A 24,557-nucleotide genomic window follows, 5' to 3' on the forward strand; every position below is an offset into this window, starting at 1 on the left:
TGCTCAGTCCCGGTTGCGGAACAGGGACTTCGGGAAGAGCCGGCCCTTCCAGGACAGCGGCGCGTTGCGGTGCAGGCTCCGGCGGAGGTGGTCGAACGCCGATGGCAGCGTCGGGTCACCCTCACCTTCTCCGCCGTACCAGGACCGCTCGACCACGCCGATGACCGTGCGGAGGCCCTCGCGGCCCTCGTCGTCCAGGTGGTGCTTCGCCGCCAGTTTCTGGCCGGCCACGCGGACCGTGTCGCTCGGCGGAATCGGCAACCCGCGGTCAGCGCACTCGGCGCGCAGCTCGGACCACGCCGCGTCCGCCGCGCCCGGGCGGTGGCCGACGATCTCCTGCAGCCGCCTTCGCCTGCCGACGTCGCGGGCGGCCGAGGGGCCGAGCAACCCGGCCAGGAGCAGCACGACCAGCAGGCTGAACCACCAGGCCACCAGCCAGGTCAGCACGCCGAGCAGCGCCACCCACAGCGCCGCGGCGATCAGCGGCAGCCAGTTCTTGAGCAGCGCGCTCAGCCCGGTGGCCGCGGGTTCGCGGTCCGGCCGTCGTCGTCGGCCGCCGGCGATCACCAGGACCGTCGCCAGCAGCGCGAGCGCGAGCAGCGCCAGCACCAGCGCCCACACCCAGCCCGGCGTGCCCGGGTCGGCCTGCTCCGGGCCCTGCGCCTGCTGGTTCTGCCCGGTGTCGCGCGGGACGCCGGTCGGCGCCGCGCTCGACTGGACCGTGCTCGGCGCCACCTGGGTGTCGTCCGGCTGGTCGCCGTCCTGCGGGCCGGCCTGCAGGTACGGCGGGGTGATGCCGCGCCCGTCGGACAGCGGGGTCGGGTCGAACGTCACCCAGCCCTTGTCGCCGAAGTACGCCTCGACCCACGCGTGCGCGTCCTGGGTGCTGATCGACAGGTAGTCGTTGACCTGCGAGCCGGGGGTGAAGCCGATCGCCACCCGCGACGGGATGCCCGCCACCCGCAGCATCACGGCCATCGCCGAGGCGAACTGCTCGCAGAAGCCGCGCTTGCCGTTGAGGATGAAGTCGGCGAGCGCGTCCGCGTCGTTGGCCGGCGCGGTCTTCGTGTCGTAGACGAAGCCGTTCTGCGCCGTGAAGTACCGCCAGATCGCCGACGCGCGGTCGAAGTCGTTGCCCGCGCCGGCGATCAGCTGCTGCGTCTTCGCGCGGACGCGGTCGTCGACCCGGTCGAGCTCGGTGTAGCGCGGCGGCAGGTCGTCGACGCGCGCGGTCACGCGCAGCTCGGCGGCCGTCGGCTCCTTCAGCGACGCGTATTCGACGTACGACGGCGGGGTTTCGCTGCGCGTGGTGAACACCGTGCCGCTGACCTGGTCGTAGAGGTAGCCGTTGCCGGTGCCGTCGATCACCCGCGGCGCGCCGAACACCGGCAGCCAGTTGTCGCGCCAGCTCGTCGGCTCGACGTCGATCTTGCGCGCGGCGCCGGTGCCGTCGTCGCCCGGCGCGGCCGGCAGCTGCGGCCCGACCGGGACGCCCTGCTGCGAACGGCCCTCGTCGTGCAGGCCCCAGCCCTTGTTCGGGTAGAAGGTGTCCAGCGTCATCGCGCGCAGCAGCCGCCGGTCGGTGCCGAGGCCGCGGACCTTGAACAGCTCGCGGTTGGAGCCCTGGTCGAGCATCCCGCGCAGCTCGGTGAACGGTTGGATGCCGAAGCCGCCGGAGCCCGCGCCGGCGCCGTTCCCGCTGGCGCCGAAGGGGATCCGCCCGACGGTGCCGACCCACGTGATCGCGCCGCCGAACAGGCCGAGCACGATCGCCGCGCTGACGACCGCGACCGGCGCGGACAGCACGCCCTGCTTGCCGCTGCGACCGGGTGCTTCGCGGGTCCGCCAGCGCCGGTGCCGGTGGTTGCCGTCGACGGCCAGCAGGCCGGCGAAGGCCGCGCCGCCGAGCAGGAACGTCCACCAGGGCAGCATTTCCTCGCTCAGCGCGGCCGGCACGGCGTAGACGCAGAGCAGTACGAGCCCGGTTGCGGCCGGCGCCGCGGCGGCCACCGTCAGCGTGTCCACCAGGACGGCGACCAGGCCGATCAGGATCGTCACCAGGCACAGGATCGGCTGGCTGCCCTCGACCGGCGGCAGCCCGACGCGGATCTGCTCGGCGGCGGCCGAAAGCGTCGTGCCGATCTCTTCGAACGCGTCCGGGCCGGGGATCACCTGCAGTATCCCGTTCGTGGTGAACGCGCCGGTGATGAGGAACAGCAGCACCAGCAACTGGCCGAGGCCGACCAGCACGGTCGGCACCTGCAGCGAGCGCAGCGCCAGCCCGGTCGCGCCGATCAGCAGGACCGCGACGAACAGGTAGCCGAACCAGGCCAGGCCGGCCACGACGCTGGTCACCGACGTCGCCGCGCAGAGCGTCGCGATGCCGGCCGCGGCCGGGGCCAGCAGGCTGCTCCGCCAGGCCGACAGCGGGTGCTGGGACGACGGGCGGTTCGCCGGGCGCGGGGGTGCGGAGGCGCTCATCGCTGACCGCCGATCAACGTGTGGCCGCGGGCACCGCTGCGGCTGAGCTCGGCCCACACCTGCGGCATCGGCGAGCCGGGCCCGGCGATGACCACGCCCCAGCCCGACGCGCGCAGCAACGCGGCCGAGTCTTCGGTGGCCGCGGCCCGCTGCTCGGGCGCGCTCACCCCCGCCGACCAGGTGGGCGTGTCGAGCAGGACGGCGAGGCTGCGGATGCCGCGCGGGCGGTACTGGGTCAGTTCGTGGACGGCTTCGGTGCTGACCGTGCCGAGCACGGCGATCAGCTCCTGGCCCTCGCCGGGGTCGCCGGCCAGCGTGATGTCCCGCTGGTGCGCCGGCTGCAGCGCGGCCAGCGCGTCGAGCAGGACGTTGTCGTAGTGGTCGCCGCCTTCGCCGGGGGTGTCGGCGAGGGTGATCCCGTGCTCGCTGACCAGCCGGACGCGGTGCCCGGACCGGCGCAGGTGCAGCGCGGCCGACGCGGTGAACGACACCGCCCACTCCAGGCTGGCGGCCGGGCCGCTGCCGTGGTGCGCGGCGGCGCGGTGGTCGAGCAGCACGGTGGTGCCGCCGCGCCACGGCCGTTCTTCGACGCGCACCATGATCTCGTCGCGGCGCGCGGTCGAGCGCCAGTGCACCTTCCGCAGGTCGTCGCCCTGGCGGTACTGGCGGACGATGACGTCGGCCTCGCCCTGCCCGGCGTGCAGCCGGACGGTGCCGTCGTCGCCGACGCCGATCCCGGCGCCGCTCGGCATGCCCCACAGCGGGACCACCCGGGGCACGACGACCAGCCGCGAGTGCCCGATCAGCTCGCGCTCGAACTCGCACAGCCCGAACGGGTCGGTGATGGTCGCGCGCAGCGGCCCGACCTGCTGGACCCCGCGCAGCACCGGCTGCAGCGGGTAGCGCAGGGCGACGCGGCGGTCGTGCGGGAGCCGCTCGACGACGAACCGCGGCCGCGAACCCAGCGCGTACGGCACGCCGTCTTCGAGCAGGATCTCGCCGGCCGGCAGCCGGCCGCTGCGCCACAGCTCCAGGTGGACTTCGCCGTTGCCGCCGACCGCGACGCGCTGCGGGTTCAGCGTGCGGGTGGCGCCGATGCGCAGCCGGGTCGCCGAGATGAACGCGGCGACCAGCAGCGGCAGCGCCACCACGAACACCGCCACGCGCAGGAGGTCGCGTTCGTTGAGCACGAACGAGCACACCGCGGCCGCGATCCCCGCGGCCAGGAGGCAGCGGCCGCGGGTGGTCAGGCCGGACAGGGCACGCAGCATGCCGTTCTCTTCCCCTTCGCGCGCTGGAACAATTTTTCGGGGGTTCGGGTGGCGGAGCCCCCGACCTGGGGCGAAGCCCCAGATGTCACCAGCTAGGGCCGGGAGCCCTGCGGCACCGGGACCCGGTGCAGCACCGCGCGCACGACGTCGGTCGCCGACCGCCGCGCCGCGTGGGCCTCGGTGGTCAGCACCAGGCGGTGCGCCAGCACCGGGACCGCGACCGTGTGCAGGTCGTCCGGGACGACGTAGTCGCGGCCCGACAGCGCCGCCTGCGCCCGCGCCGCGCGGACCAGGTGCAGCGTGGCCCGTGGGGAGGCGCCGAGGCGGATCTCCGGCACCTGCCGGGTGGCCGCGACGACGTCGACGGCGTACCGGCGGACCTCCGGCGCCATGTGCACGTTGCGGACCGTCTCGATCAGGCGGTGCACGGTCTCGCCGTCGGACACCGGCTGCAGCTCTTCGAGGGGGTTGTGGCCGGCGTGCTCGTCGACCATGGCCAGCTCGGCCTGCTGGTCGGGGTAGCCGATGGAGACGCGCGCGGTGAAGCGGTCGCGCTGGGCCTCGGGGAGGGCGTAGGTGCCTTCCATCTCGATCGGGTTCTGGGTCGCGATGACCATGAACGGCTCTTCGAGGCGGTAGGTCGAGGTGTCGACGGTGACCTGGTGCTCCTCCATGCACTCCAGGAGCGCCGACTGCGTCTTCGGCGAGGCGCGGTTGATCTCGTCGCCCACCACGATGTTCGCGAACACCGGGCCGGGGCGGAAGTCGAACTCGCCGGACTGGCGGTTGTAGATCGAGACGCCGGTGACGTCGCTCGGCAGCAGGTCCGGGGTGAACTGGATGCGGCTGACCGTGCAGTCGATCGACCGGGCGAGCGCCTTGGCCAGCGACGTCTTCCCGACGCCGGGGACGTCTTCGACCAGGAGGTGGCCTTCGGCGAGCAGCGTGACCAGCGCGATCCGGATGACGTCGGGCTTGCCGACCAGCACGCGTTCGACGTTGGCGGCGATCCGGCGGGCGGTTTCGTGCAGCTCGTCCAGCGACACTCTGGCGGGCCGGCCGGCGGCCCGGCCGTTGCCCGTGGACTCCGCCGGGTAAGGCGGCCGTCCGGATGCCTGCTCGCCCGATCCGGGCGTCGCAGACTGGATTCTCGACGTCACTCGACCTCCTGGTGGCGCGTGGCCGCGCGCACTGTGCGCACCGCCGGGCCGAACGGCCCCCATCGCTGCTGTCCGCGCGCAGCGACCAGCCTTCCATCCAGTGTGTCAAACCCGGGCGAACCAGGGGCCGGAACCCCGTGAACCCCGGGCAATCACGCCCGCCACGGCGGTTGATGACACTGCGCAAGCAGCGACGATACCCCGAACGGGTGTGTTGTCACCCGATTCTGGGCGCTCCCGCTGACACCCCGCTTTGTCGTATGCTGCGTTTCGAGGTCGCCCGGCTACAGAGAGGCGTAACCGCTCATGAGCGACGTGCGCGCGCAACCGCCGTTCGACGTGCGCGGTTTCGCGGTCGCGCCCGAGCTGGCCGCGGACGCCTACGGGAAGCTCGGCCGGCTGCAGGACGTCGTCGGCGAGATGGTCCGCGAGGCCAAGGTGCTGGGGCGGACGGTGCCGCTCGGCGGCGGGTACGCGGGGGAGCTGGGCCGGTTCATGGCCGAGTACGGCATCGGCGGCCAGGGGTCGGCCGTGCAGCAGCTGACGGCGTTCGGCAAGGAGCTCGAGACGCTCAAGCACCGGATCTCGGAGGCGCTGGCGAAGTACCAGCACGCCGACGAGCAGGCGGCGGACGGGGTGGACTGCTCGGGTGGCTGATCGGATGCGACTGCTGGGGGTCCCGGTCGCGCTGGTGGTGCTCGCCGGCTGCGCGCAGACCTCGCCGCGGACCGGAATCGGCCACACCACGTCAACCCCGGCGTCGTCGACGCCGCCCGTCGCGTGGACCGGCCTGGCCGCGATGGACCCGTGCACGCTGCTCAGCCCCCAGGACCGCTCGAGCGCCGGGGTGAGCGTGCTCGGCAAGCCCAAGGAGATCGCGGGTGCCCGCGCGTGCGACTGGACCGTGCCCGGCGCCTTCGGCGTCACCGTGACCCTCAGCGAGACCGACGGCTTGGCCGACCTCGAAGTCGCGAAGAAGACCGCGACCAAGACGACGGTCGGCAGCCACCCGGCGCTGAAGGTGATGGACAAGAAGGCCGCCGACGGCACCTGCGCCGTGCTGCTCGGGGTCGGCGACGCGGCCAGCGTCCAGATCGACGTCAGCAACACCGGCTTCTCGGACACCCCGCTCGCGTGCCGCCGCGCGGGCACGGTGGCCGGCCTGGTGGAACCGAAACTGCCCTGACCACGAGAGGTGCGCCGTGCCCGACGCCCAACCGCCCGTCCCCACCGCGCGGTACGAGTCCTACAGCCACGAGGCCATGGCCGCGGAGGTCGAGGCGGGCAACGACCCGGTCGCCGCGGGCGAGGCGGGCGCGCGCTGGGACGGGCTGGCGAAACGGCTGCAGGAGTCGACCGCCGAGCTGGCCGGGCTGATCACGTCGTCGAGGGAGAACTGGCGGGGCGGCGCGGGCGACGCGGCGCGGGCGGCCCTCGGCCGGGCCGCGGACTGGCTTTCGCACTCCGCCGCCGTCTCGGCTTCGGTCGGCCGCGCGGTCGGCGCGCAGGCGGAGGCGGCGGCGCGGGCCCGGGCCGACATGCCGCCGCCGGTGGGCTACGACCCGGCGTCGATGATCCGGGACGCGGCTTCGTCGGGGAACCTGCAGGTCCTGGCGGGACTGTCGGACGAGCTGGCGGCCCGCCGCGCCGAGGCGGAAGCCGCGCGGCAGAAGGCGATCGACGTGATGCGCACCCGCGACGCGGCGCTGCACGGCCACGTGCCGGCCGAGACGTTCCCCGCCGCGCCGTCGCTGGGGCAGGCTTGATCCGCGTCTCGGCGTCGGCGTTCGACATCCTGTGGACCGACCTCGGCCACGACCGCCCGCCGGAGCCGCTGAGCGTCCGCAGCGTCGGCGGCACCGAGGAGGAACGCGCCGAGGTCCGCAAGGCGGTGTACGACAACCTGGCCGAGCGCGGGCTGTACGACGGTTCTGCGCTGGAGCCGGCGTTGACGGAGCGGCTCGCGCTGCTCGCGTCGGCGGAGGTCTTCGTCGCGTGCGAAGCGATGGTGGACATGACGGCGGAAGCCCCGTTCCGCGCGGTGACGGCGGTCCGCGGCCGCCGGGGCGTCCTGGCGACTCAGCCGGAGCAGACGATCGCACTGGCGGCCATCCGCGACGCGGAGCTGTGCACGGCGATCATCGACGTCCTCCCGGAGCTGACGGCCGGCCCGGGGTACGGGGTGAGCCTGCCGGCGTCGTCCTTGGCGGGCTCGGTGGAGGACCCGGTGTTCTCTTCCCGCGGCGCGGCTTCGGCGGCTTCGTCGGCTCAGCTGCGGGAGGTGCTGGCGATCCAGGCGCGCCCGGTGTACTCGGCGGGGTCGTTCAGCGTGAGCCGCCGTGGCCCGTCGGGGAGGGTGGCGCGGGTGGGCGGGCTGTCGTGGTTCGACACGGACGTGGGCGCGTATTGCGCGACGAAGACGCCGGGGCGGGGCGGGCAGGACTGGGTGAACGTGACCCCGGTGGACAGCACCCGCCTGGCGGCGCGGGTCGCGTCACTGCTCACTCCGGAGGACTGACCCGGCCCCGCAACGTCATGAAAGAGTCGTTCATGTCGTCAGGCGCCATGAACGACTCTTTCATGACGTCCGGTCAGGACCACGGGCGGACGCGGGTGGGTTGCGGCGGCCTGGTACGCGGAGATCAGCTCGGCGACGACGGCTCGGGGGTCGTCGCGCAGGCGGCTCGGCACGGTCTGGACCACGGCGACGCCGGCGGCCGCGTAGCGGTTGTTGCGGGCGAGGGTTGCCGCATACCCGGGCTGCCCGAAGTGGAACTCGCGGGAGTCGATCTCCCAGGCGAGGGCGACGTCGTCGAACCAGGCGTCCGGGGTGGCGACGTAGCGGCCCCGGTCATCGCGGAGTTCGAAGTTCCAGACAGGCTCCGGCAGGCCTGTCCGGCGCCACACCGCCATGGCTTCGGCTTCCGCGGCCGAACGGGCGCCATCGGTGATCTCCCGGAGCGCCGAACGCGGCAACGCGGTTCCCCGCTTGCTGCCGGCCTCCAGCTCAGCGGCCAGCTCGGCCGGGTCGACGCCGAGCTGCTGGACCGCCTCGGCGAGCAAGGCCCGGATCGGTGCCCGCTCACGCAAACGCCGGCACTCGTCGAGCACCGCCCGCACCGCCGGTGCGACGACGAGCCCGTCGCACCGGACCGGAACGGGCATGCGCTTGGTGCGTTCGACGAGGACGTAGCCGGTGCTGGTGGTCTTCAGGTGCAGCGGCAGCAGGACGTGGATCAGCTCGCCCGGCACGGCTGGCCGGTCGAGGCCCTGCCTGCGGCACGCTTCGACACCCGTGACCACGGCTTGGTCGCCGCAGTGGAGGAGAGCGCCTTCGACCAGCTGCCGCCGTGTGGGTTCGCCGGTGCGCAGCAGCACCACACCCGGGAGGAGCCGCTGCCAGGGCCCGCCGGGGAGGCACCGCCGGTAGCTGGTTCCCTGCGGCACGCCCAGCGCCGCCAGGTGCGCCACCGCGATCACGCCTCGTCGGCTGGCCGCGAAGAGCGCTTCCGCGTCGCGCATCCAAGATCCTCTTGTCACTCGCCGATCGTGACTCGCTCGGCCAGGGCGAACCAGAGCTTTGCGCGATCTGTGGACTACTCGGGGTGACTTCGCGTGCCTGTGGACAAGTCCCGGTGTGGTCCGGACGTCATGAACGACTCTTTCATGGCGTCCGGCGAGGTGAACGACTCGTTCATGACATTCACGCGCGGCCGGGGTTGACGGGGTGCTCTTCGCTGGATCCAGCCGGGAGCTCCCCTCGGTCCCCACACACCCCCACTGGCGTCCCGGCGCGCCCGCACCCGGGGGCCCCACGTGCCCCACCCACAGCCCCACGTGCCCCCACCCGTGTCCCAACGGGACCCCACCGAAGGCCCCACGCATCCCCACCCGGGTCCCCACGGGCTCCCAGCCGCAGCCCCACGCACCCCCACCGGGGTCCCCACGGGGCCCCACCCGGGGCCCTCCGGGTTCCTTCGCGGCCGTTATGCGGACGTCCGGGGTACAGCTGAGGTTGCTCCGGCCCCCGCCGAGGGGGATCTTGGCCACCGCCCCCCACACTGGCCCCCACCTGCCCCCACCTCGTTGACCTGCGCAAACGGACCACACGACGGAGTGAGCCGTCGGTTTCTCGCGTTGACTGTGGTGAAAAGTGGGGTACGGTGGTGGCCAGTGGGGCGGAAGGGAAGCCCTGGAGCCGTAGACGGTGGTTCGCCACCGGGTGCGGTAGGGAGGTGGAGGCCGTGTTCCTCGGCACCCACACCCCGAAGCTGGACGACAAAGGGCGGCTCGCGCTGCCCGCGAAGTTCCGCGACGCCTTGGCCGGCGGGCTGATGCTCACCAAGGGGCAGGACCACTGCCTCTTCGTCTTCCCCCGCGCCGAGTTCGAGCAGATGGCGCGCAAGGTCGCCGAGGCCCCGTTCACGAACGAGGCGGTTCGGGCCTACCAGCGCTACCTGTTCGCCGGGACGGACGAGCAACGGCCGGACGGCCAGGGGCGCATCACGATCGCGTCCGAGCTCCGCCGCTACGCGGGGCTCAGCAAGGAGTGCGTGGTGATCGGGGCGATCACCAGGCTGGAGATCTGGGACGCCCAAGCGTGGCAGGGCTACCTGGAAGAACACGAAGACAGCTACGCGAAGGCTCGAGAGGAAGTACTGCCGGGCGTCTTCTAGACGTGCGGACGCGGTGCACCTTCGTCGTCGGGGGACGAAGAGGTTCGCCGCCCGCGCGAAGAGGGGAAGCCCACCCGGATGCCGTGAGGCCTCTGTCCGCTCAACAGCCCTGGTGCACCTTCCCCGGTACCAGGTCCGCAGCGGGCGGACAGGGACCTGACGGCATCCGCCATATTTCCCCCGGGCCGCCCAGGCGAGAAAGGGGGAGGGAACACCATGACGGCACCCGAACACGTCCCGGTACTGCTGAGGCGCATCGTCGAGCTGTTCACCCCCGTGTTCGCCGACCGAGACGGCGTCCTCGTGGACGCGACCGTCGGGCTCGGCGGCCACTCCGACGCCCTCCTCGAAACGTTCCCGCGGCTGCGCCTCGTCGCCTTGGACCGCGACCCGGCCGCGCTCGAGAAGTCCGGGGAGCGCCTCGCGCGCCACGGTGACCGCGTCGACTTCGTGCACACGGTCTACGACGGACTGCCGGAAGCCCTCGAGGGGCTGAAGATCGACAAGGCCGACGGCATCCTGTTCGACCTCGGCGTCTCCTCGATGCAGCTGGACCGGGCCGAGCGCGGGTTCGCCTACTCCAAGGACTCGCCGCTGGACATGCGGATGGACCCGACCACCGGGTTCACCGCCGCCGACGTGCTGAACACCTACGCGCCCGGCGAGCTGATCCGGATCCTGCGGGACTACGGCGAAGAACGCTTCGCGCAGCGGATCGTCAAGGCCGTCGTGAAAGCCCGCGAACAGGAGCCGTTCACCACGAGCGGGCGCCTGGTCGAGCTGCTCTACGACGCCGTCCCGGCCGCCACCCGCCGCACCGGCGGGCACCCGGCCAAGCGCACCTTCCAGGCGCTGCGGATCGAGGTCAACGGCGAGCTCGAGGTGCTCCGCCGGGCCATGCCGGCGGCACTGGGCGCCTTGAAGACGGGCGGGCGGATCGTCGTCGAGTCCTACCAGTCCCTGGAAGACCGGCTCGTCAAGCAGGCGCTGGCCGAGCTCGCGAAGTCGCGCACGCCGGAAGGGCTCCCGGTCGAACTGCCGGGACACGGACCTGAGCTGAAGCTCCTCACCCGCGGGGCCGAGAAGGCCGGCGAAGAGGAGATCGAACGGAACCCGCGCGCCGCCTCGGTGCGGCTGCGGGCCGCAGAGAGGATCGGAGAGCCGCGATGACCGCTCCCACGAGGTCCCGCCGCCGCACCGCGCCGGCGACGCGGGGACGCAGCGAGGCCGCCCGCACCTCGACCACCGTCGAGCCGGACCCGCAGACCACCGAGCCGGGCAAGGCGTCGCCCCGGCGCGCGTCGCGGGGCCGCACGTCCGCGGCCGAACGCGCCTACGCGCGCCGCGCCCAGCGGGCCGACCTGCTCAAGGAGCGCGAGCCGCGCCCGCAGCCGAAGGCGGCCCAGCCCGGCACGCCCGCGCCGAAGCTCAAGCTGAAGCTGCGGCTGCCGAAGTCGCGCGCCTCGTTCGTGCTGCTGATGATGGCGCTGCTCGCCGTCGGCGTGGCCACCACGCTGTGGCTGTCCACGCAGGCGATCGCCGACTCCTACCGGCTCGAGCAGCTGCGCACCACCAACGCGAGCCTGGCCGAGGCGAAGGAACAGCTCCAGCGCGACGTCGCCAAGGCCGAGTCGCCCGCGTCGCTGGCCCCCGCGGCCCAGCAGCTGGGCATGGTGCCCGGCGGCGACCCGGCGCGGATCGTCGTCGGCCCGGACGGCAAGACCTCGCTCGTCGGCGAGCCCAAGAAGGCCAAGGGGGACACGCCGGCGGTGCCGGTCGCGCCGCCGGCCGCGCCCGCCGCGGGCACGCAGTCGCAGCAGGGCGCGCCGATCGAAGGTGACCAGCCCGCCGTGCCCGCCGAGGAGCAGCCGCCGCCCGCGCAGCCGGGGGCCGGTCAGTGATGGCTTCTTCCAGCCGGGGACAGGTCCGCGCGCGCTCCGCCGGGAGCGCGCGCCGGACCTACTCCGCCGGGACGCGCAGCGCGGCCGCGCGCCGGGGCAACGGCGGCAACCGCACCCGGTTCTCCGCCGTGCGCCTGATCCTGGTCGCCGTGCTGCTCGTCGCCGGCGGGAAACTGGTGCAGGTGCAGTGGTTCGAGGCCGGGGCGCTGTCCGCCGCGGCCGAGCGGCAGCGCACCCAGACCATCGACATCCCGGCCCAGCGCGGGTCCATTGTGGACCGCAGCGGCGCCAAGCTGGCGTTCAGCGTCGAGGTGCGCACGCTTTCGGTGAACCTCAAGGCGCTGCACAAGAGCATGGACGACTTCGCGACGAAGAACCCCGGCACCGCGCGGACCTTCGACAGCGAAACCGCCGCCGCCGCGAAGTACATCGCCGGCAAGCTGCCGAACGTCATCGGCGAGCAGCAGCTGCTGGACCTGTTCCACAAGCAGGCGTCCTTCACCTACCTGGTGAACAACGTCGAGCCGTCGATCGCCACCGACATCGTCAAGCACTTCGCCTGGATCGGCGTCGAGAAGCGCGCGCTGCGCGAATACCCGGGCGGCAGCCTGGCTTCGAACATCGTCGGCGCCGCGAACTGGCGTTCCGACGACCCGGACGTCTCCAAGCACAACCTGCACGGCCTGGTCGGGCTGGAGCTGCTGCGCGACAACGACCTGGCGGGTACGCCGGGCCGGATGATGGTCAACACCAAGAACGGCAGCGACAACGTCGTCATCCCGGGCACGGAGCACGACCTCCAGGCCGCGGTCCCCGGCTCGGACCTCGAGCTGACCATCGACTCCGACCTGCAGTACGAGGTGCAGCGGCAGCTGTCGGACTACGTCCAGCAGTCGCACGCCAAGGGCGGGCAGGCGGTCGTCACGGACACCAAGACCGGCGAGGTCTACGCGCTGGCCAACGACAAGACGTTCGACCCCAACGACCAGTCGACCTGGACCAACGAGGACCTGGCCAACCCCGCGGTCACGACGCCGTTCGAACCGGGTTCGGTGAACAAGGTCGTCACCGCCACCGGCGCGATCGACGAAGGCATCGCGACGCCGGAGTCGACGATCCAGGTGCCGGGCGCGCTGCAGGTCGCCGACAAGACCGTGCACGACGCCTGGACCCACGGCACGCAGACGTTCACCACCGCCGGCATCTTCGCCAAGTCGTCCAACATCGGCACGCTGCTGCTCGCCCAGAAGATCGGCGAGGAGCACTACTCGGAGCTGCTCAAGCGGTTCGGCCTCGGGCAGCGCACCGGCGTCGGCCTCCCCGGCGAGAGCGCGGGCGTGGTGCCCGCGCGCAGCCAGTGGTCGGCGACGACGTTCGGCAACCTGCCGATCGGGCAGGGCCTGTCGATGACCGTCCTGCAGATGGCGGGGATGTACCAGGCGATCGCGAACGACGGCCTGCGCGTCGAACCCCGGATCGTCAAGGCGAAGGTCAACCCGGACGGGACGACGGTGCCCGAGCCTGCGCCGAAGAGCGTCCAGGTGGTCAGCCCGCAGACGGCGAAGACGGTGCGCGACATGATGCGCGCGGTCGCCCAGAACGGCAAGGGCGTGCAGAAGGGCACCGCGCCGACGGCGGCGGTCGAGGGTTACCAGATCTCCGGCAAGACGGGCACCGGCCAGCAGGTCGACCCGCGGACGAAGGCCTACAGCGACCACCTGTACAACATCACCTTCGCCGGCATCCTGCCCGCGGACCACCCGCGGTTCGTGGTGGGCATCCGGCTGGACGCGCCGGACACGACGCTGCCGGTCGGGCACTCCGCGGCACCGCTGTTCCACAGCATCGCGTCGTACCTGACGCAGCGGTACCAGATCCCGCTGTCGGACGGCCCTTCGCCGGAAGTCCCGCTCATCGTCCAGTAAGCACTGTGCGTCAAAGCCCCCTCACGCGGGTGAGGGGGCTTTGACGCGCCCATCGTCCACATCGGTCCGCAACGCTCGCGAAGTCCTTGCGGCGCAACGAGGTCCGTGTCGCCACTTAGCACATCTGCCTCAGCCGCGCGCAATCGCCGTACCGCGTGCGGGTGCCCGAACCGGCCGCCGGTAGCCTCTTGGCCGTGTCCGTGTCCTCGTCCAGTTCCCAGGTGCCGGAAAGCCCGGTGAAAGCGGTCCCCGCGCCGCCCCGCCCGGCGCGCATCGACCCGGTCCCGCTGGCGACGCTGCTCGCCAGGGCGGACGCCCGGCTGATCGCCGGCTCGCCCGACGCCGCCGACCTCACGGTCACCGGCACCACCCTGCGGGCCCAGCACGTGCTGCCCGGCGACCTCTTCGCCGCCCTCCCGGGGGCCAGGGCCCACGGCGCCGACTTCAGCGACCAGGCGGTCGCCGCCGGTGCCGTCGCGGTGCTCACCGACGCCGCGGGCGCCGAGCGGCCCGCCCTGCGCGACGCCGGCGTCCCGATCCTGGTGCACACCGACCCGCGCGCGGCCCTCGGTGAGATCGCCGCCTGGATCTACGGCGAGCCCTCCCTGCGCCTGGCCGTCCTCGGCGTCACCGGCACGTCCGGCAAGACCACGACGTCGTACCTGGTCGACGCCGGGCTGCAGGCCGCGGGCCTGACCACCGGCCTGATCGGCACGGTCGAGACGCGGATCGCGGGCGAACGCCTGGTCAGCGGCTTCACCACGCCCGAGGCGCCGGACCTGCAGGCGCTGCTCGCGGTGATGCTCGAGCGCGGCGTCACGCACGTGCCGATGGAGGTTTCCAGCCACGCGCTCGCGCTGGGCCGCGCCAACGGCACCCGGTTCGCGGTCGGCGCGTTCACCAATCTCTCCCAGGACCACCTGGACTTCCACAAGGACATGCAGGAGTACTTCGCCGCGAAGTCGCTGCTGTTCGACGGCCGCTCGACCAGCGAGGTCGTCGTGGTCGACAGCGCGTGGGGCCAGGCGCTGCTCACGCCGCAGACGATCACCGTGACCACCGACCCGGGCACCGAAGCGGCGTGGAAGGCCACCGACCTGGAGGCCACCCCGCACGGTGAGCAGACGTTCACCCTGCACGGCCCGGACGGCGCCAGCGCCGCGGCGAAGATCCCGCTGCCCGGCGAGTTCAACGTCGCCAACGCCGTGCTCGCGGCCGCGATCCTGAGCACCGCCGGGGTGGGCCTGGAGCACATCGTCGCCGGGCTCGCGCAGGTGCAGGTGCCTGGGCGGATGGAGCGTGTTTACGTCGGCCAGGAGTTCACCGCCGTCGTCGACTACGCCCACAAGCCGGCCGCGGTCGCCCAGGGCCTGGACGCGCTGCGGGCCCGCACCGAGGGCCGGATCATCACCGTCCTCGGCTGCGGCGGCGACCGGGACACCGCCAAGCGCCCGATGATGGGCGAGGCGGCGGCCCGCCGCAGCGAGTTCCTGATCGTCACCGACGACAACCCGCGTTCCGAAGACCCCGCGGCGATCCGCGCGGCGATGCTGGCCGGCGCCCGCGCGGTCGGGCCCGCCGAGGGCGGCGAGGTCATCGAAATCGGCGACCGCCGCGAAGCCATCGCGCACGCGGTCGCGCTCGCGCGGCCGGGCGACATCGTCTTCCTCGCCGGCAAGGGGCACGAGTCCGGCCAGGAGGCCGGCGGCGTCGTGCACCCGTTCTCCGACCGCGACGAGCTGGCCGCGGCCATCCGCAACAAACTCGAGGTGAATGTGTGATCGTGCTCAGCCTGGCCGAGATCGCCGACGTCGTCGGCGGCCGGCTGCACCGCGCCGAACCGGGCGTGCTGGTCACCGGCAGCGTGGAGTTCGACACGCGGAAGCTCACCCCCGGCGGCCTGTTCGTCGCCCTGCCGGGCGAGCAGGTCGACGGCCACGACTTCGCCGCGCAGGCCGTCGAGGCCGGCGCCGTCGCCGTGCTGGCCGCCCGCGAGGTCGACGCGCCCGCGATCGTCGTGCCCCCATTGGGGGAGGGCGAGGCCCACGAGCGGTCGGTCGCGCTGACCGGCGACAAGGACGGCTCCGGCGCCGCGGTGCTGGGCGCGCTGGCCAAGCTCGCCCGGTACGTCGTGCAGCGGCTGGCCGAGGGCGAGCTGACCGTCGTCGGCGTCACCGGCTCTTCCGGCAAGACGTCGACGAAGGACGTCATCGCGCAGCTGCTCGAGCCGCTCGGCCCGACGGTCGCGCCGCCCGGGTCCTTCAACAACGAGCTCGGTCACCCCTGGACCGCCCTGCGGGCCGACGCGAGCACCCGCCACCTCGTGCTGGAGCTGTCCGCGCGCGGCCCCGGGCACATCGCCCACCTCGCCGAGATCGCGCCGCCGAAGATCGGCGTCGTGCTCAACGTCGGCACCGCGCACGTCGGCGAGTTCGGCTCGCGCGAAGGCATCGCGAAGACCAAGGGCGAGCTGGTCGAGGCCCTGCCCGCCGACGGCGTCGCGATCCTCAACGCCGACGACCCGCTGGTCAGCGCCATGGCGAGCCGCACGAAGGCCCGCGTCGTGTTCGTCGGCGAGAGCCCGTCCGCGCAGGTCCGCGCGGAAGGCATCACCCTCGACGACGAGGCCCGCGCGTCCTTCCGGCTGGTCACCCCGTCCGGCGAGGCCGACGTCAAGCTGCCGCTGCACGGCGAGCACCACGTCGGCAACGCGCTTTCGGCCGCGGCGGTCGCGCTGGAGCTGGGCGCGACCCCGGCGGAGGTCGCCACGCGGCTCTCGGGCCTCGAACGGCGGTCCGCGCGCCGCATGGAGGTCGTGACGCGCGAAGACGGCGTCACGATCCTCAACGACTCCTTCAACGCCAACCCCGAGTCGATGCGGGCCGGCCTCAAGGCCCTCGCGGCGATGACGCGGGAGAGCGGCCGCCGGTCCTGGGCCGTGCTCGGCGTGATGGGCGAGCTCGGCGCGGACGCGATCACCGCGCACGACGAGATCGGCCGCCTCGTCGTCCGGCTCAACATCGCCAAGCTCGTCGTGATCGGCCCGGAAGCGGCGGCCATGCACCAGGGGGCGCACCAGGAGGGTTCCTGGGGCGAGGAATCGACCCTGGTACCCGACGTACGCGCCGCCATCGCCCTGCTGCATGATCAGCTCCGCCCCGGGGACGTGGTGCTGGTGAAGGCCTCCAAGGCCGCCGGCCTCTGGCGGGTCGCCGAAGCACTGCTCGAACCCCGGGAAACCGACAACTCCGAGAATCGCTCGAACGGTGGTGACGCGTGATCAGCATCCTGATCGCGGCCGCGGCGGGCCTGCTGGTCTCCATCATGCTGACGCCCTACCTGATCCGGGTCTTCTCCCGGCAGGGCTTCGGCCAGGAGATCCGCGAGGAAGGCCCCCAGGGACACAAGTCCAAGCGCGGTACCCCGACCATGGGCGGTGTCGCGATCATCATCGCGATGGTCGTCGGGTACTTCGCCGCGCACCTGATCAACTGGATGTTCAACTCCCGCAGCGGCGCGCCGACGGCCTCCGGGCTGCTCGTGCTGATGCTGGCGGTGGGGCTGGGGATCGTCGGGTTCCTCGACGACTTCATCAAGATCCGCAAGCAGCGCAACCTGGGGCTGAACAAGACCGCGAAACTGGTCGGCCAGCTCGTGGTCACCATCGCGTTCGCGGTGCTGGCGCTGAACTTCGCGGACGCCCGCGGCATCACGCCGGCGTCGGAGAGCCTCTCCTACGTCCGCGACCTCGCGCTGATCACGTTCCCGGCGGTGATCTTCGTGATCTTCTGCTACGTCGTGATCTCCGGCTGGTCGAACGCGGTGAACTTCACCGACGGGCTCGACGGCCTGGCCGGCGGCTCGGCGGCGATGGTGCTGGCCACCTACGTCGTCATCGCGTTCTGGCAGGAGCGGCTGAACTGCGCCAACGGCCCGGCGCCCGCCTGCTACGACGTCCGCGACCCGCTCGACCTGGCGGTGGTCGCCGCCGCGGCCACCGGCGCCTGCGTCGGGTTCCTCTGGTGGAACGCGGCCCCGGCGAAGATCTTCATGGGCGACACCGGCTCGCTGGCCCTCGGCGGCCTGGTCGCCGGCCTGTCCATGACCACCCGCACCGAGCTGCTCGCCATCGTCATCGGCGGCCTGTTCATGGTCGAGATGATCTCGGTGGTCGCGCAGATCGCGGTGTTCCGGACGACCCGGCGAAGGCTCTTCCGGATGGCACCGTTCCACCACCACTTCGAGCTCGCCGGGTGGGCGGAAACCACGGTCATCATCCGGTTCTGGCTGCTCTCGGCGATCTGCTGCATGTTCGGGCTCGGCCTGTTCTACAGCGAGCAGCTCGGCTTCGGCGGCTGACGTGGAGATCTCCGGTCGTCACGTTCTCGTCGCCGGTGCGGGGGTCACCGGGAAGTCGATCGTGCCCGTGCTCACCGAGCTGGGCGCGCGCGTCACCGTCGCCGACGGCAACGCCGAGCGGCTGGCCGAGCTGGACGGCCTGGGCGCCGAGCTGGCGCCCGGGCTGACCGAACCGCCCGAAGACGTCGTCCTCGTCGTCACCAGCCCCGGCTGGCGGCCGACGTCGCCGCTGCTGGTCGCCGCCGCCGAAGCCGGTGTCGAGGTGATCGGCGACGTCGAGCTGGCCTGGCGGGTCGGGCAGCTGCGCGAGCACCCGCCGGCGTGGCTCGTGGTGACCGGGACCAACGGCAAGACGACCACCGTCGGCATGCTCGAGTCGATCCTCAAGTCGGCCGGCGCCAACGCCGTGGCCTGCGGGAACATCGGCTACGCGGCACTCGACGCGGTCCGCGCGGGCTACGACGTCCTCGCCGTGGAGCTGTCGAGCTTCCAGCTGCACTGGTCCTCGACGCTGGCCCCGGACGCGGCCGTGGTGCTGAACCTGGCCGAGGACCACATCGACTGGCACGGCTCCATGGACGAGTACGCGGCCGCGAAGGGCCGGGCCTACACCCGCGCCAAGGTCGCCGTGCACAACGCCGACGACGACTGGTCCACCCGGATCGCCGGCGCGCACGCGCCCGAGAGCGCCCGCCGCGTCGGCTTCCAGCTCGACACCCCGCGGGTCGGCGAGCTCGGCCTGGTCGAAGACCTGCTGGTCGACCGCGCGTTCGTGGCCGACCCGGCGACCAGCGCCGAGGAACTGGCCACCCTCGCCGACGTCCGCCCGGCGGGCCCGCACAACGTCTCCAACGCCCTCGCGGCGGCCGCGCTGGCCCGCGCGCACGGCGTCTCCCCGGAGGCCGTGCTGAAGGGCCTGCGCGAGTACCAGCCCGCGCCGCACCGGGCCGTCGAGGTGGCCGAGGTCGCCGGCGTCCGGTACGTCAACGACTCGAAGGCGACCAACCCGCACGCGGCGGCCGGGTCGCTGCGCGCGCACCAGAGCATCGTGTGGATCGCCGGGGGCCAGCTCAAGGGCGCTTCGGTCGACGAATTGGTGAGCAGCATCGCGGGCCGCCTGCGCGGAGTTGTGCTACTCGGTGTCGATTCACCCGTGATCGCCGCCGCGGTCGCGCGACACGCGCCGGATGTCCCGGTGAACAGCCTCCGTCCGGGTGACCATGAACCCATGACTGCGGCGGTGAGTGCGGCCAGCGAGATGGCCCGGCCAGGTGATGTGGTGCTGCTGGCACCCGCCGCGGCGTCGTTGGACATGTTCCCGAACTACGGCGCGCGCGGCGACGCGTTCGCCGCGGCGGTGCACGTCCTCCGCGACGACGCAGCGGGGGAGCCGAGTGACGGCCACTGAGCCCAAGACACCCAAGCCCCGGGAAGCGCCGAAGCGGCCGCGCCGCGAGCGCAAGGAGAGCGGCTTCGTCGCCTTCCGGACCGCGCTGACCGCGTGGCTCTCGCGCCCGCTGGCGTCGTTCCACCTCGTGCTGGCCCTCACCGGCGTGCTCACGGTGATCGGCGCCGTCATGGTGCTGTCGGCGTCGTCGGTCGCGTCCTACAACCCGAAGACCGGCAGCGGGGTGTACTCGCTGTTCATCAAGCACCTGGTGTTCGTCGCGATCGGCGCGGTCGTGTTCTGGGTGGGCCTGCGGATCAAGCTGGAACGGATCCGCGCGATGTCGGCCACCGCCACGGTGGTCTGCCTCGGCCTGCTGGTCCTCGTGCTCACCCCGCTCGGCTCGACGGTCAACGGCTCGCAGGGCTGGTTCAAGCTCGGCGACTTCACCTTCCAGCCGGTCGAGGCCGCGAAGGTCGCGCTGGCGTTCTGGGGCGCGCACATCCTGGTGATCAAGTACAACGTGATCCACCAGTGGCGGCACCTGCTGGTGCCGGTGGTGCCGATCGCGCTGCTGATGTTCGCCCTGGTCATGCTGCAGCCGGACCTCGGCGGCACGGTCACCCTGGCCGTCGTCCTGCTGGCGCTGCTGTGGTTCGCCGGCGCCCCGAAACGGCTGTTCGGCGTGATCCTCGCCGGCGGCCTGGCCGGCGTGCTCGTGCTCGCCGTCATCGCGCCCTACCGGCTCGACCGGGTCATGTCGTTCCTCTCCCCGGACGCCGACACGACCGCCGAGGGCTTCCAGGCCAACCAGGCCAAGCTGGCACTGGCCGATGGCGGGTTCTTCGGCAAGGGGCTCGGCCAGGGCGCGTCCAACTGGGGCTACCTGCCGAACGTGCAGAACGACTTCATCTTCGCCCTGATCGGCGAGGAGCTCGGCCTGATCGGCTGCGTCGTCGTGCTGGCCCTCTTCGCCGGGGTCGCGATCGTCGGCCTGCGGATCGCCACCCGCAACATCGACCCGTGGATCCGGATCGTCTCCGGCACGCTGACGGTGTTCCTGGTGGCGCAGGCCGGCATCAACATCGGCTACGTCGTCGGCCTGCTGCCGGTCACCGGCGTGACGCTGCCGCTGATCTCCTACGGCGGGACGTCGCTGGTGATCACCATGCTCATCATGGGCGTGCTCGCGAACGCGGCCCGGCACGAACCGGAGGCGGTGGCCGCGCTGCGCACACAGGGGCCGGGTAAATTCGGACGCCTGCTGCGGCTGCCCGCGCCCGATCCGTACCGCCCGCCCGCCACCCGCAAGGGTGCGGCGCGCGCCGGGGCGAAGGCGGCCAGGCCCGCGCCCCGTGCGGCGCGGGCCGCCCCGGCGCAGGAACGGCGCAGGTCGGTCCGCGAGCCGGTGCGCCGCAGCGCGGCACGGACGAGCACGACCCGCACGAGCACCGCTCGCGGCGGGGCCGCGCGGACAACAGCGAGCCGTGGTACCCGGAGTACCGCGAACCGGAGAGGTCATTGGTGAGTAAGCCCGTCAAGGGAACCGAGCGATCAGCCGCGGGCAGAGGGCCTGTGGTCGTGGTCGCCGGAGGTGGCACCGCAGGACACATCGAACCCGCTCTCGCACTGGCCGACGCCGTCATGCGGCTGCGCCCGGACGCGACCGTGATCGCCCTCGGGACCGAGCGCGGCCTGGAGAACAAGCTGGTCCCGGCCCGCGGTTACGACCTGGAGCTGATCCCGCCGGTGCCGCTGCCGCGCAAGCCGACACCGGAGCTGCTGCGGCTGCCGCTGAAGGTCCGCGACTCGGTGCGCAAGACCCGCGCGGTGCTGGACCGGGTCGGCGCGGACGTCGTCGTCGGCTTCGGCGGCTACGTCGCCCTGCCGGCCTACCTGGCCGCGCGCGGGCGCGTCCCGATCGTCGTGCACGAGGCCAACAAGTCGGCCGGCCTGGCGAACAAGGTCGGCGCGCGGTTCGCCGAGCGCGTCGCCGTCGCCGTCCCGGGGACCCCGCTGCCGAAGGCCGAGGTCGTCGGGATCCCGCTGCGGCGCTCGATCACCTCGCTGGACCGCGCCGCGCTGCGCGCCGAGGCCCGCGCGCACTTCGGGCTGGACCCGGACGCGCCGACGCTGCTGGTGTTCGGCGGTTCGCAGGGCGCGGCGTCGATCAACAACGCGCTGTCCGGCGCGGCGAAGGACCTGGCCGACGCGGGTGTCGGCGTGCTGCACGCGCACGGCCCGAAGAACACGCTGGTCGTGCAGGAGTTCCCGGGCAAGCCGGCGTACGTGCCGGTGCCGTACCTGGAGCGGATGGACCTGGCCTACGCCGCGGCCGACGTCGCCGTGTGCCGGTCGGGCGCGATGACCGTGGCCGAGGTGACCGCGGTCGGGCTGCCCGCCGTGTTCGTCCCGCTGCCGCACGGCAACGGCGAGCAGGCTTCGAACGGCCGTCCCGCGGTCGACGCCGGCGCCGCGCTGATGGTCGACGACGCCGAGCTCACCCCGGCCAAGGTCGCCGAGCTGGTCGTGCCGCTGGTCACCGACCCCGACCGCGTCGCGAAGATGAGCGCCGCCGCGGTCGGCATGGGTCACCGCGAGGCCGACGAGACCCTCGCTCGCATCGTCTTGGAGGCCGCCGGTGCCTGACCTGCCTGAAGAGCTGCGCCGGGCGCACCTGATCGGGATCGGCGGCGCCGGCATGTCCGGCATCGCGCGGATCCTGCTGGCCAGGGGTGCTTTCGTGTCGGGCTCGGACGCCAAGGAGTCGCGCGCGCTGCTGTCGCTGCGGGCCCAGGGTGCCGAGCTGTTCATCGGCCAGCGCGCCGAGAACATCTCCGCGCTGCCCGAGCCGCCGTCCGCGGTCGTCGTCTCGACGGCGATCAAGGAGACCAACCCCGAGCTGGCCGCGGCCCGCGAGGCCGGCATCCCGGTGCTGCACCGGGCGCAGGCGCTGGCCGGGCTGATGGAGGGGCACCGCGTCGCCTGCATCGCGGGCACGCACGGCAAGACGTCGACGACGTCGATGCTCACCGTGGCGCTGCAGCACTGCCGGCTCGACCCGTCGTTCGCCATCGGCGGCGACCTCAACGAGTCCGGTGCCAACGCCCACCACGGCGAGGGCGGCATCTTCGTCGCCGAGGCCGACGAGAGCGACGGCTCGTTCCTGACCTACTCGCCGTCGGTCGCGGTCGTGACGAACGTCGAGCCCGACCACCTGGACCACCACGGCACCGCCGAGGCTTACACGAAGGTGTTCACCGAATTCGTGGGCCGGATCGTGCCGGGCGGGCTGCTGATCGTCTGCGGTGACGACGCCGCGGCCGACGAGCTGGGCAAGCAGGCGGCGGAGCTGGGTGTCCGGGTGCGCCGCTACGGCCGCACGGTCACCGGTCCGGACGACGCGCGCGTGCTCGACTACGCGCCGGCCCCCGACGGCGGCGTCGTGCGGCTCCTGCTGGACGGCTCCGAGCTGTCGGTGCGGGTCGCCGTGCCGGGTGAGCACATGGCGCTCAACGCGGTCGCGGCGCTGCTGGCCGGGATCGAGCTGGGCGCGCCGGCCGCCGGGCTGGCCGAGGGGCTGGCCGCGTTCGGCGGGGTCCGGCGCCGCTTCGAGTTCAAGGGCCGCTCCGGCGACGTCCGCGTCTACGACGACTACGCCCACCACCCGACCGAGGTGGACGCGCAGCTGCGCGCGGTCCGGACCGCGGCCGGGGACGGCCGGGTGGTCGTCGTGTTCCAGCCGCACCTGTTCTCGCGGACCAAGCTGTTCTCGAAGGAGTTCGCCGCGGCGCTGTCGCTGGCGGACGAGGTCGTCGTGCTGGACGTCTACGGGGCTCGCGAGGAACCGGAGCCGGGTGTCACGGGTGCGCTGATCGCCGATGGCGTGACCGTGCCGGTGCACTACGAGCCCGCGTTCGACGTCGCCGCCGGCCTGGTGGCCGGGCTCGTTCGCGGCAACGACCTCGTCGTCACCATGGGCGCCGGGGACGTGACGCAGCTGGGCCCGGAGATCCTCGCCGAGCTGGACAAGCGCTGACACCATGAGTCCGACCAGGGAACGCCGCCGTCCGTCCGAAACCGGCGATCGGGATCGTGCTGCCCTGGCGCGGGAACGGCGCGGGCGGCGCTCCGACGAGGAGCGCCGCCGCACCCGCGCCGCGCGCGTGAAGACGGCGCCGCGCACCCGGCCCCACCGGCCCAACCGGCAGGTCGAGATCCGCCGCCGGTGGGTCGCGCTGCTGACCGTGGTGACCGTCGTCGCGGGCGTGTACCTGCTGTTCTTCAGCTCGATGCTGGGCGTCAAGGACGTCGCGGTGGCGGGCGCGCGCACGGTGAGCGCGGACCAGATCCGCGCGGCGGCGGCGGTGCCGGCCGGGAAACCGTTGCTGCGCCTGGACGCCGACGAGATCCGCGACCGGGTGGCGGGTATGCCGGGCATCGCGACGGTCGAGGTGTCCCGCTCCTGGCCGAGCACGATCGAGATCACGGTGACCGAGCGAACGGCCATCGCGTTCTTCGACAGCGGCCCGGGCGGCGACGGCGTCCACCTGGTCGACGGCGGCGGCGTGGTCTTCAAGACGGTCCCGGCCCGCCCGGCGGGCCTGCCGGAACTGAAGCTCCCCAAGGTGTCGGCGGACGACCCGGTGACCCGAGCGGTGACGGCGGTCCTCGGCGTGATCCCGGAGCAGTTGCTGAAGCAGGTGACGACGGCGACGGCGAAGACACCGGCGAGCGTGGAGTTCACGTTGTCGAGCGGGAAGATCGTCCGCTGGGGGACGGCGGAGCAGACGGACCGCAAGGCGAAGGTCCTGGCGGCCCTGCTGACCCAGGAGGGCAAGGTCTACGACGTGGCGGCCCCGGAACTGCCGACGATCACGTCCTGACCCTCGTCCGCGGGTCGTGACTCGGGTCGGGGTACATCGGCGGGCAGCCGTGCTCGACAGCTTCGGGGCGCAGCTCGAAGTGCCACGGTTCGTTGCGGTAGATCTGGCACAGCCCGTACCCCGCACCGTGCTCGGACAGCCACCGCCGGGCCGCCGCGGGGCCGACGTCGACGGCGTTGCCCGACACGTGCGCCGAGGTGCCGGGCGTGGCCACCCAGCGGCGCGCTTCCCGTTCCGAGCCGTGCTCGGCGACCGCCCGGCGGAACAGCTCTTCCTGGTACTCGGGCGACCGCCAGCCGCCGTTGACGAGGATCGGGATCCCGGCGTCGGCCGCGGCTCGGCGCAGGGCGGCGAGCAGCTGCGGATCGAGGTTGGCGACCGCCGGGGTCTCGTCGTCGAAGACGCTCACCGGGTGGGGGACGGCGCCGCGGACGACCAGTTCGCGAGGAGTCATGCGCCCAGTCAAGGCAGGGCCGCGATGCCGGCCCGTATCCGGTTTTCGATACGCCGC

21 protein-coding genes are annotated in these 24,557 nt (G+C 72.9%); 16 read left to right on the forward strand and 5 right to left on the reverse strand.

The window, feature by feature from the left end:
* Positions 1–3: 3 nt before the first annotated feature.
* From ACLJQM_RS33075 to ACLJQM_RS33085, 3 genes are all read right to left on the reverse strand, one after another.
* Positions 4–2,481, reverse strand: a complete 2,478-nt coding sequence (locus ACLJQM_RS33075; RefSeq protein WP_410634240.1) for a transglutaminaseTgpA domain-containing protein — start codon at positions 2,479–2,481, stop codon at positions 4–6.
* Positions 2,478–3,752, reverse strand: coding sequence for a DUF58 domain-containing protein (locus ACLJQM_RS33080; protein WP_247021193.1), 1,275 nt, complete (start codon positions 3,750–3,752; stop codon positions 2,478–2,480). Before ACLJQM_RS33080 ends, ACLJQM_RS33075 begins: the two co-directional genes overlap by 4 nt.
* Positions 3,753–3,844: 92 nt before the next feature.
* A complete protein-coding gene (locus tag ACLJQM_RS33085) occupies positions 3,845–4,912 on the reverse strand; it encodes an AAA family ATPase (RefSeq protein WP_247021195.1) in 1,068 nt (355 codons plus the stop codon).
* Between the two features lie 306 nt (positions 4,913–5,218).
* On the opposite strand from ACLJQM_RS33085, the gene ACLJQM_RS33090 reads away from it, so the two are divergent.
* The 4 genes from ACLJQM_RS33090 (at position 5,219) to ACLJQM_RS33105 (ending at position 7,430) form a co-directional block, all read left to right on the forward strand.
* Positions 5,219–5,569 carry a hypothetical protein gene (locus ACLJQM_RS33090; protein ID WP_247021197.1) on the forward strand — a complete coding sequence of 117 codons (351 nt, stop codon included), beginning with the start codon at positions 5,219–5,221 and terminating at the stop codon, positions 5,567–5,569.
* 4 nt (positions 5,570–5,573) lie between these two features.
* A complete protein-coding gene (locus tag ACLJQM_RS33095; RefSeq protein WP_360770087.1) occupies positions 5,574–6,098 on the forward strand; it encodes a DUF3558 domain-containing protein in 525 nt (174 codons plus the stop codon).
* A 76-nt stretch (positions 6,099–6,174) separates the two neighbouring features.
* Positions 6,175–6,678, forward strand: coding sequence for a PPE domain-containing protein (locus ACLJQM_RS33100; RefSeq protein WP_360770384.1), 504 nt, complete (start codon positions 6,175–6,177; stop codon positions 6,676–6,678).
* Positions 6,675–7,430: an ESX secretion-associated protein EspG gene (locus ACLJQM_RS33105; RefSeq protein WP_247021201.1), complete on the forward strand. Its 756-nt coding sequence runs from the start codon at positions 6,675–6,677 to the stop codon at positions 7,428–7,430. Before ACLJQM_RS33100 ends, ACLJQM_RS33105 begins: the two co-directional genes overlap by 4 nt.
* Before the next feature lie 38 nt (positions 7,431–7,468).
* Here ACLJQM_RS33105 and ACLJQM_RS33110 read toward each other — a convergent pair whose 3' ends face one another.
* Complete coding sequence (locus ACLJQM_RS33110) at positions 7,469–8,434, reverse strand: hypothetical protein (protein ID WP_410634242.1); 966 nt, start codon at positions 8,432–8,434, stop codon at positions 7,469–7,471.
* A gap of 722 nt (positions 8,435–9,156) precedes the next feature.
* Between ACLJQM_RS33110 and mraZ the strand changes: the two genes are divergently transcribed.
* The 12 genes from mraZ to ACLJQM_RS33170 all read left to right on the forward strand — a co-directional run bounded on the left by mraZ (position 9,157) and on the right by ACLJQM_RS33170 (position 24,046).
* On the forward strand, positions 9,157–9,588 hold the full coding sequence (mraZ, locus tag ACLJQM_RS33115; RefSeq protein ID WP_125314530.1) for a division/cell wall cluster transcriptional repressor MraZ: 432 nt from the start codon (positions 9,157–9,159) through the stop codon (positions 9,586–9,588).
* A gap of 216 nt (positions 9,589–9,804) precedes the next feature.
* Positions 9,805–10,758, forward strand: coding sequence for a 16S rRNA (cytosine(1402)-N(4))-methyltransferase RsmH (gene rsmH, locus ACLJQM_RS33120; protein WP_360770092.1), 954 nt, complete (start codon positions 9,805–9,807; stop codon positions 10,756–10,758).
* Complete coding sequence (locus tag ACLJQM_RS33125) at positions 10,755–11,489, forward strand: hypothetical protein (RefSeq protein WP_360770095.1); 735 nt, start codon at positions 10,755–10,757, stop codon at positions 11,487–11,489. The genes rsmH and ACLJQM_RS33125 overlap by 4 nt, the downstream gene beginning before the upstream one ends.
* Positions 11,489–13,414, forward strand: coding sequence for a peptidoglycan D,D-transpeptidase FtsI family protein (locus tag ACLJQM_RS33130; protein ID WP_247021210.1), 1,926 nt, complete (start codon positions 11,489–11,491; stop codon positions 13,412–13,414). Before ACLJQM_RS33125 ends, ACLJQM_RS33130 begins: the two co-directional genes overlap by 1 nt.
* A 236-nt stretch (positions 13,415–13,650) precedes the next feature.
* Positions 13,651–15,195 carry a UDP-N-acetylmuramoyl-L-alanyl-D-glutamate--2,6-diaminopimelate ligase gene (locus ACLJQM_RS33135; RefSeq protein WP_410634489.1) on the forward strand — a complete coding sequence of 515 codons (1,545 nt, stop codon included), beginning with the start codon at positions 13,651–13,653 and terminating at the stop codon, positions 15,193–15,195.
* Complete coding sequence (locus ACLJQM_RS33140; RefSeq protein WP_410634245.1) at positions 15,192–16,694, forward strand: UDP-N-acetylmuramoyl-tripeptide--D-alanyl-D-alanine ligase; 1,503 nt, start codon at positions 15,192–15,194, stop codon at positions 16,692–16,694. Before ACLJQM_RS33135 ends, ACLJQM_RS33140 begins: the two co-directional genes overlap by 4 nt.
* Entirely contained in the window at positions 16,691–17,773 is a 1,083-nt protein-coding gene (mraY, locus tag ACLJQM_RS33145) for a phospho-N-acetylmuramoyl-pentapeptide-transferase (RefSeq protein WP_247021214.1), read from the forward strand. Before ACLJQM_RS33140 ends, mraY begins: the two co-directional genes overlap by 4 nt.
* Position 17,774: 1 nt before the next feature.
* On the forward strand, positions 17,775–19,181 hold the full coding sequence (gene murD, locus ACLJQM_RS33150) for a UDP-N-acetylmuramoyl-L-alanine--D-glutamate ligase (protein ID WP_410634246.1): 1,407 nt from the start codon (positions 17,775–17,777) through the stop codon (positions 19,179–19,181).
* The gene (gene ftsW / locus ACLJQM_RS33155; protein ID WP_410634248.1) at positions 19,168–20,688 is read left to right on the forward strand and encodes a putative lipid II flippase FtsW; all 1,521 of its coding nucleotides are present in this window, start codon (positions 19,168–19,170) and stop codon (positions 20,686–20,688) included. Before murD ends, ftsW begins: the two co-directional genes overlap by 14 nt.
* On the forward strand, positions 20,685–21,809 hold the full coding sequence (gene murG / locus ACLJQM_RS33160) for an undecaprenyldiphospho-muramoylpentapeptide beta-N-acetylglucosaminyltransferase (RefSeq protein WP_247021220.1): 1,125 nt from the start codon (positions 20,685–20,687) through the stop codon (positions 21,807–21,809). Before ftsW ends, murG begins: the two co-directional genes overlap by 4 nt.
* A complete protein-coding gene (gene murC / locus ACLJQM_RS33165) occupies positions 21,802–23,199 on the forward strand; it encodes a UDP-N-acetylmuramate--L-alanine ligase (protein ID WP_410634249.1) in 1,398 nt (465 codons plus the stop codon). Before murG ends, murC begins: the two co-directional genes overlap by 8 nt.
* Positions 23,200–23,203: 4 nt before the next feature.
* On the forward strand, positions 23,204–24,046 hold the full coding sequence (locus tag ACLJQM_RS33170; RefSeq protein ID WP_410634251.1) for a cell division protein FtsQ/DivIB: 843 nt from the start codon (positions 23,204–23,206) through the stop codon (positions 24,044–24,046).
* Here the strand turns inward: ACLJQM_RS33170 and ACLJQM_RS33175 are convergent.
* On the reverse strand, positions 24,036–24,500 hold the full coding sequence (locus ACLJQM_RS33175) for a M15 family metallopeptidase (RefSeq protein WP_410634253.1): 465 nt from the start codon (positions 24,498–24,500) through the stop codon (positions 24,036–24,038). The two genes, ACLJQM_RS33170 and ACLJQM_RS33175, sit on opposite strands and share 11 nt — an antisense overlap.
* Positions 24,501–24,557: the final 57 nt, after the last annotated feature.

This window comes from Amycolatopsis sp. cmx-4-83, assembly GCF_046548815.1.
In the GTDB taxonomy this organism is placed as follows: Bacteria; Actinomycetota; Actinomycetes; order Mycobacteriales; family Pseudonocardiaceae; genus Amycolatopsis; species Amycolatopsis pretoriensis_A.

Bases quoted from the DNA above. Each gene is read 5' to 3' on its own strand.
- rsmH (WP_360770092.1), top strand. From the start codon at position 9,805: ATGACGGCACCCGAACACGTCCCGGTACTGCTGAGGCGCATCGTCGAG.
- ACLJQM_RS33100 (WP_360770384.1), top strand. From the start codon at position 6,175: ATGGCCGCGGAGGTCGAGGCGGGCAACGACCCGGTCGCCGCGGGCGAG.
- ACLJQM_RS33130 (WP_247021210.1), top strand. From the start codon at position 11,489: ATGGCTTCTTCCAGCCGGGGACAGGTCCGCGCGCGCTCCGCCGGGAGC.
- ACLJQM_RS33080 (WP_247021193.1), bottom strand. From the start codon at position 3,752: ATGCTGCGTGCCCTGTCCGGCCTGACCACCCGCGGCCGCTGCCTCCTG.
- ACLJQM_RS33125 (WP_360770095.1), top strand. From the start codon at position 10,755: ATGACCGCTCCCACGAGGTCCCGCCGCCGCACCGCGCCGGCGACGCGG.
- ACLJQM_RS33175 (WP_410634253.1), bottom strand. From the start codon at position 24,500: ATGACTCCTCGCGAACTGGTCGTCCGCGGCGCCGTCCCCCACCCGGTG.
- ACLJQM_RS33095 (WP_360770087.1), top strand. From the start codon at position 5,574: ATGCGACTGCTGGGGGTCCCGGTCGCGCTGGTGGTGCTCGCCGGCTGC.
- ACLJQM_RS33170 (WP_410634251.1), top strand. From the start codon at position 23,204: ATGAGTCCGACCAGGGAACGCCGCCGTCCGTCCGAAACCGGCGATCGG.
- ACLJQM_RS33110 (WP_410634242.1), bottom strand. From the start codon at position 8,434: ATGCGCGACGCGGAAGCGCTCTTCGCGGCCAGCCGACGAGGCGTGATC.
- ACLJQM_RS33090 (WP_247021197.1), top strand. From the start codon at position 5,219: ATGAGCGACGTGCGCGCGCAACCGCCGTTCGACGTGCGCGGTTTCGCG.
- ACLJQM_RS33075 (WP_410634240.1), bottom strand. From the start codon at position 2,481: ATGAGCGCCTCCGCACCCCCGCGCCCGGCGAACCGCCCGTCGTCCCAG.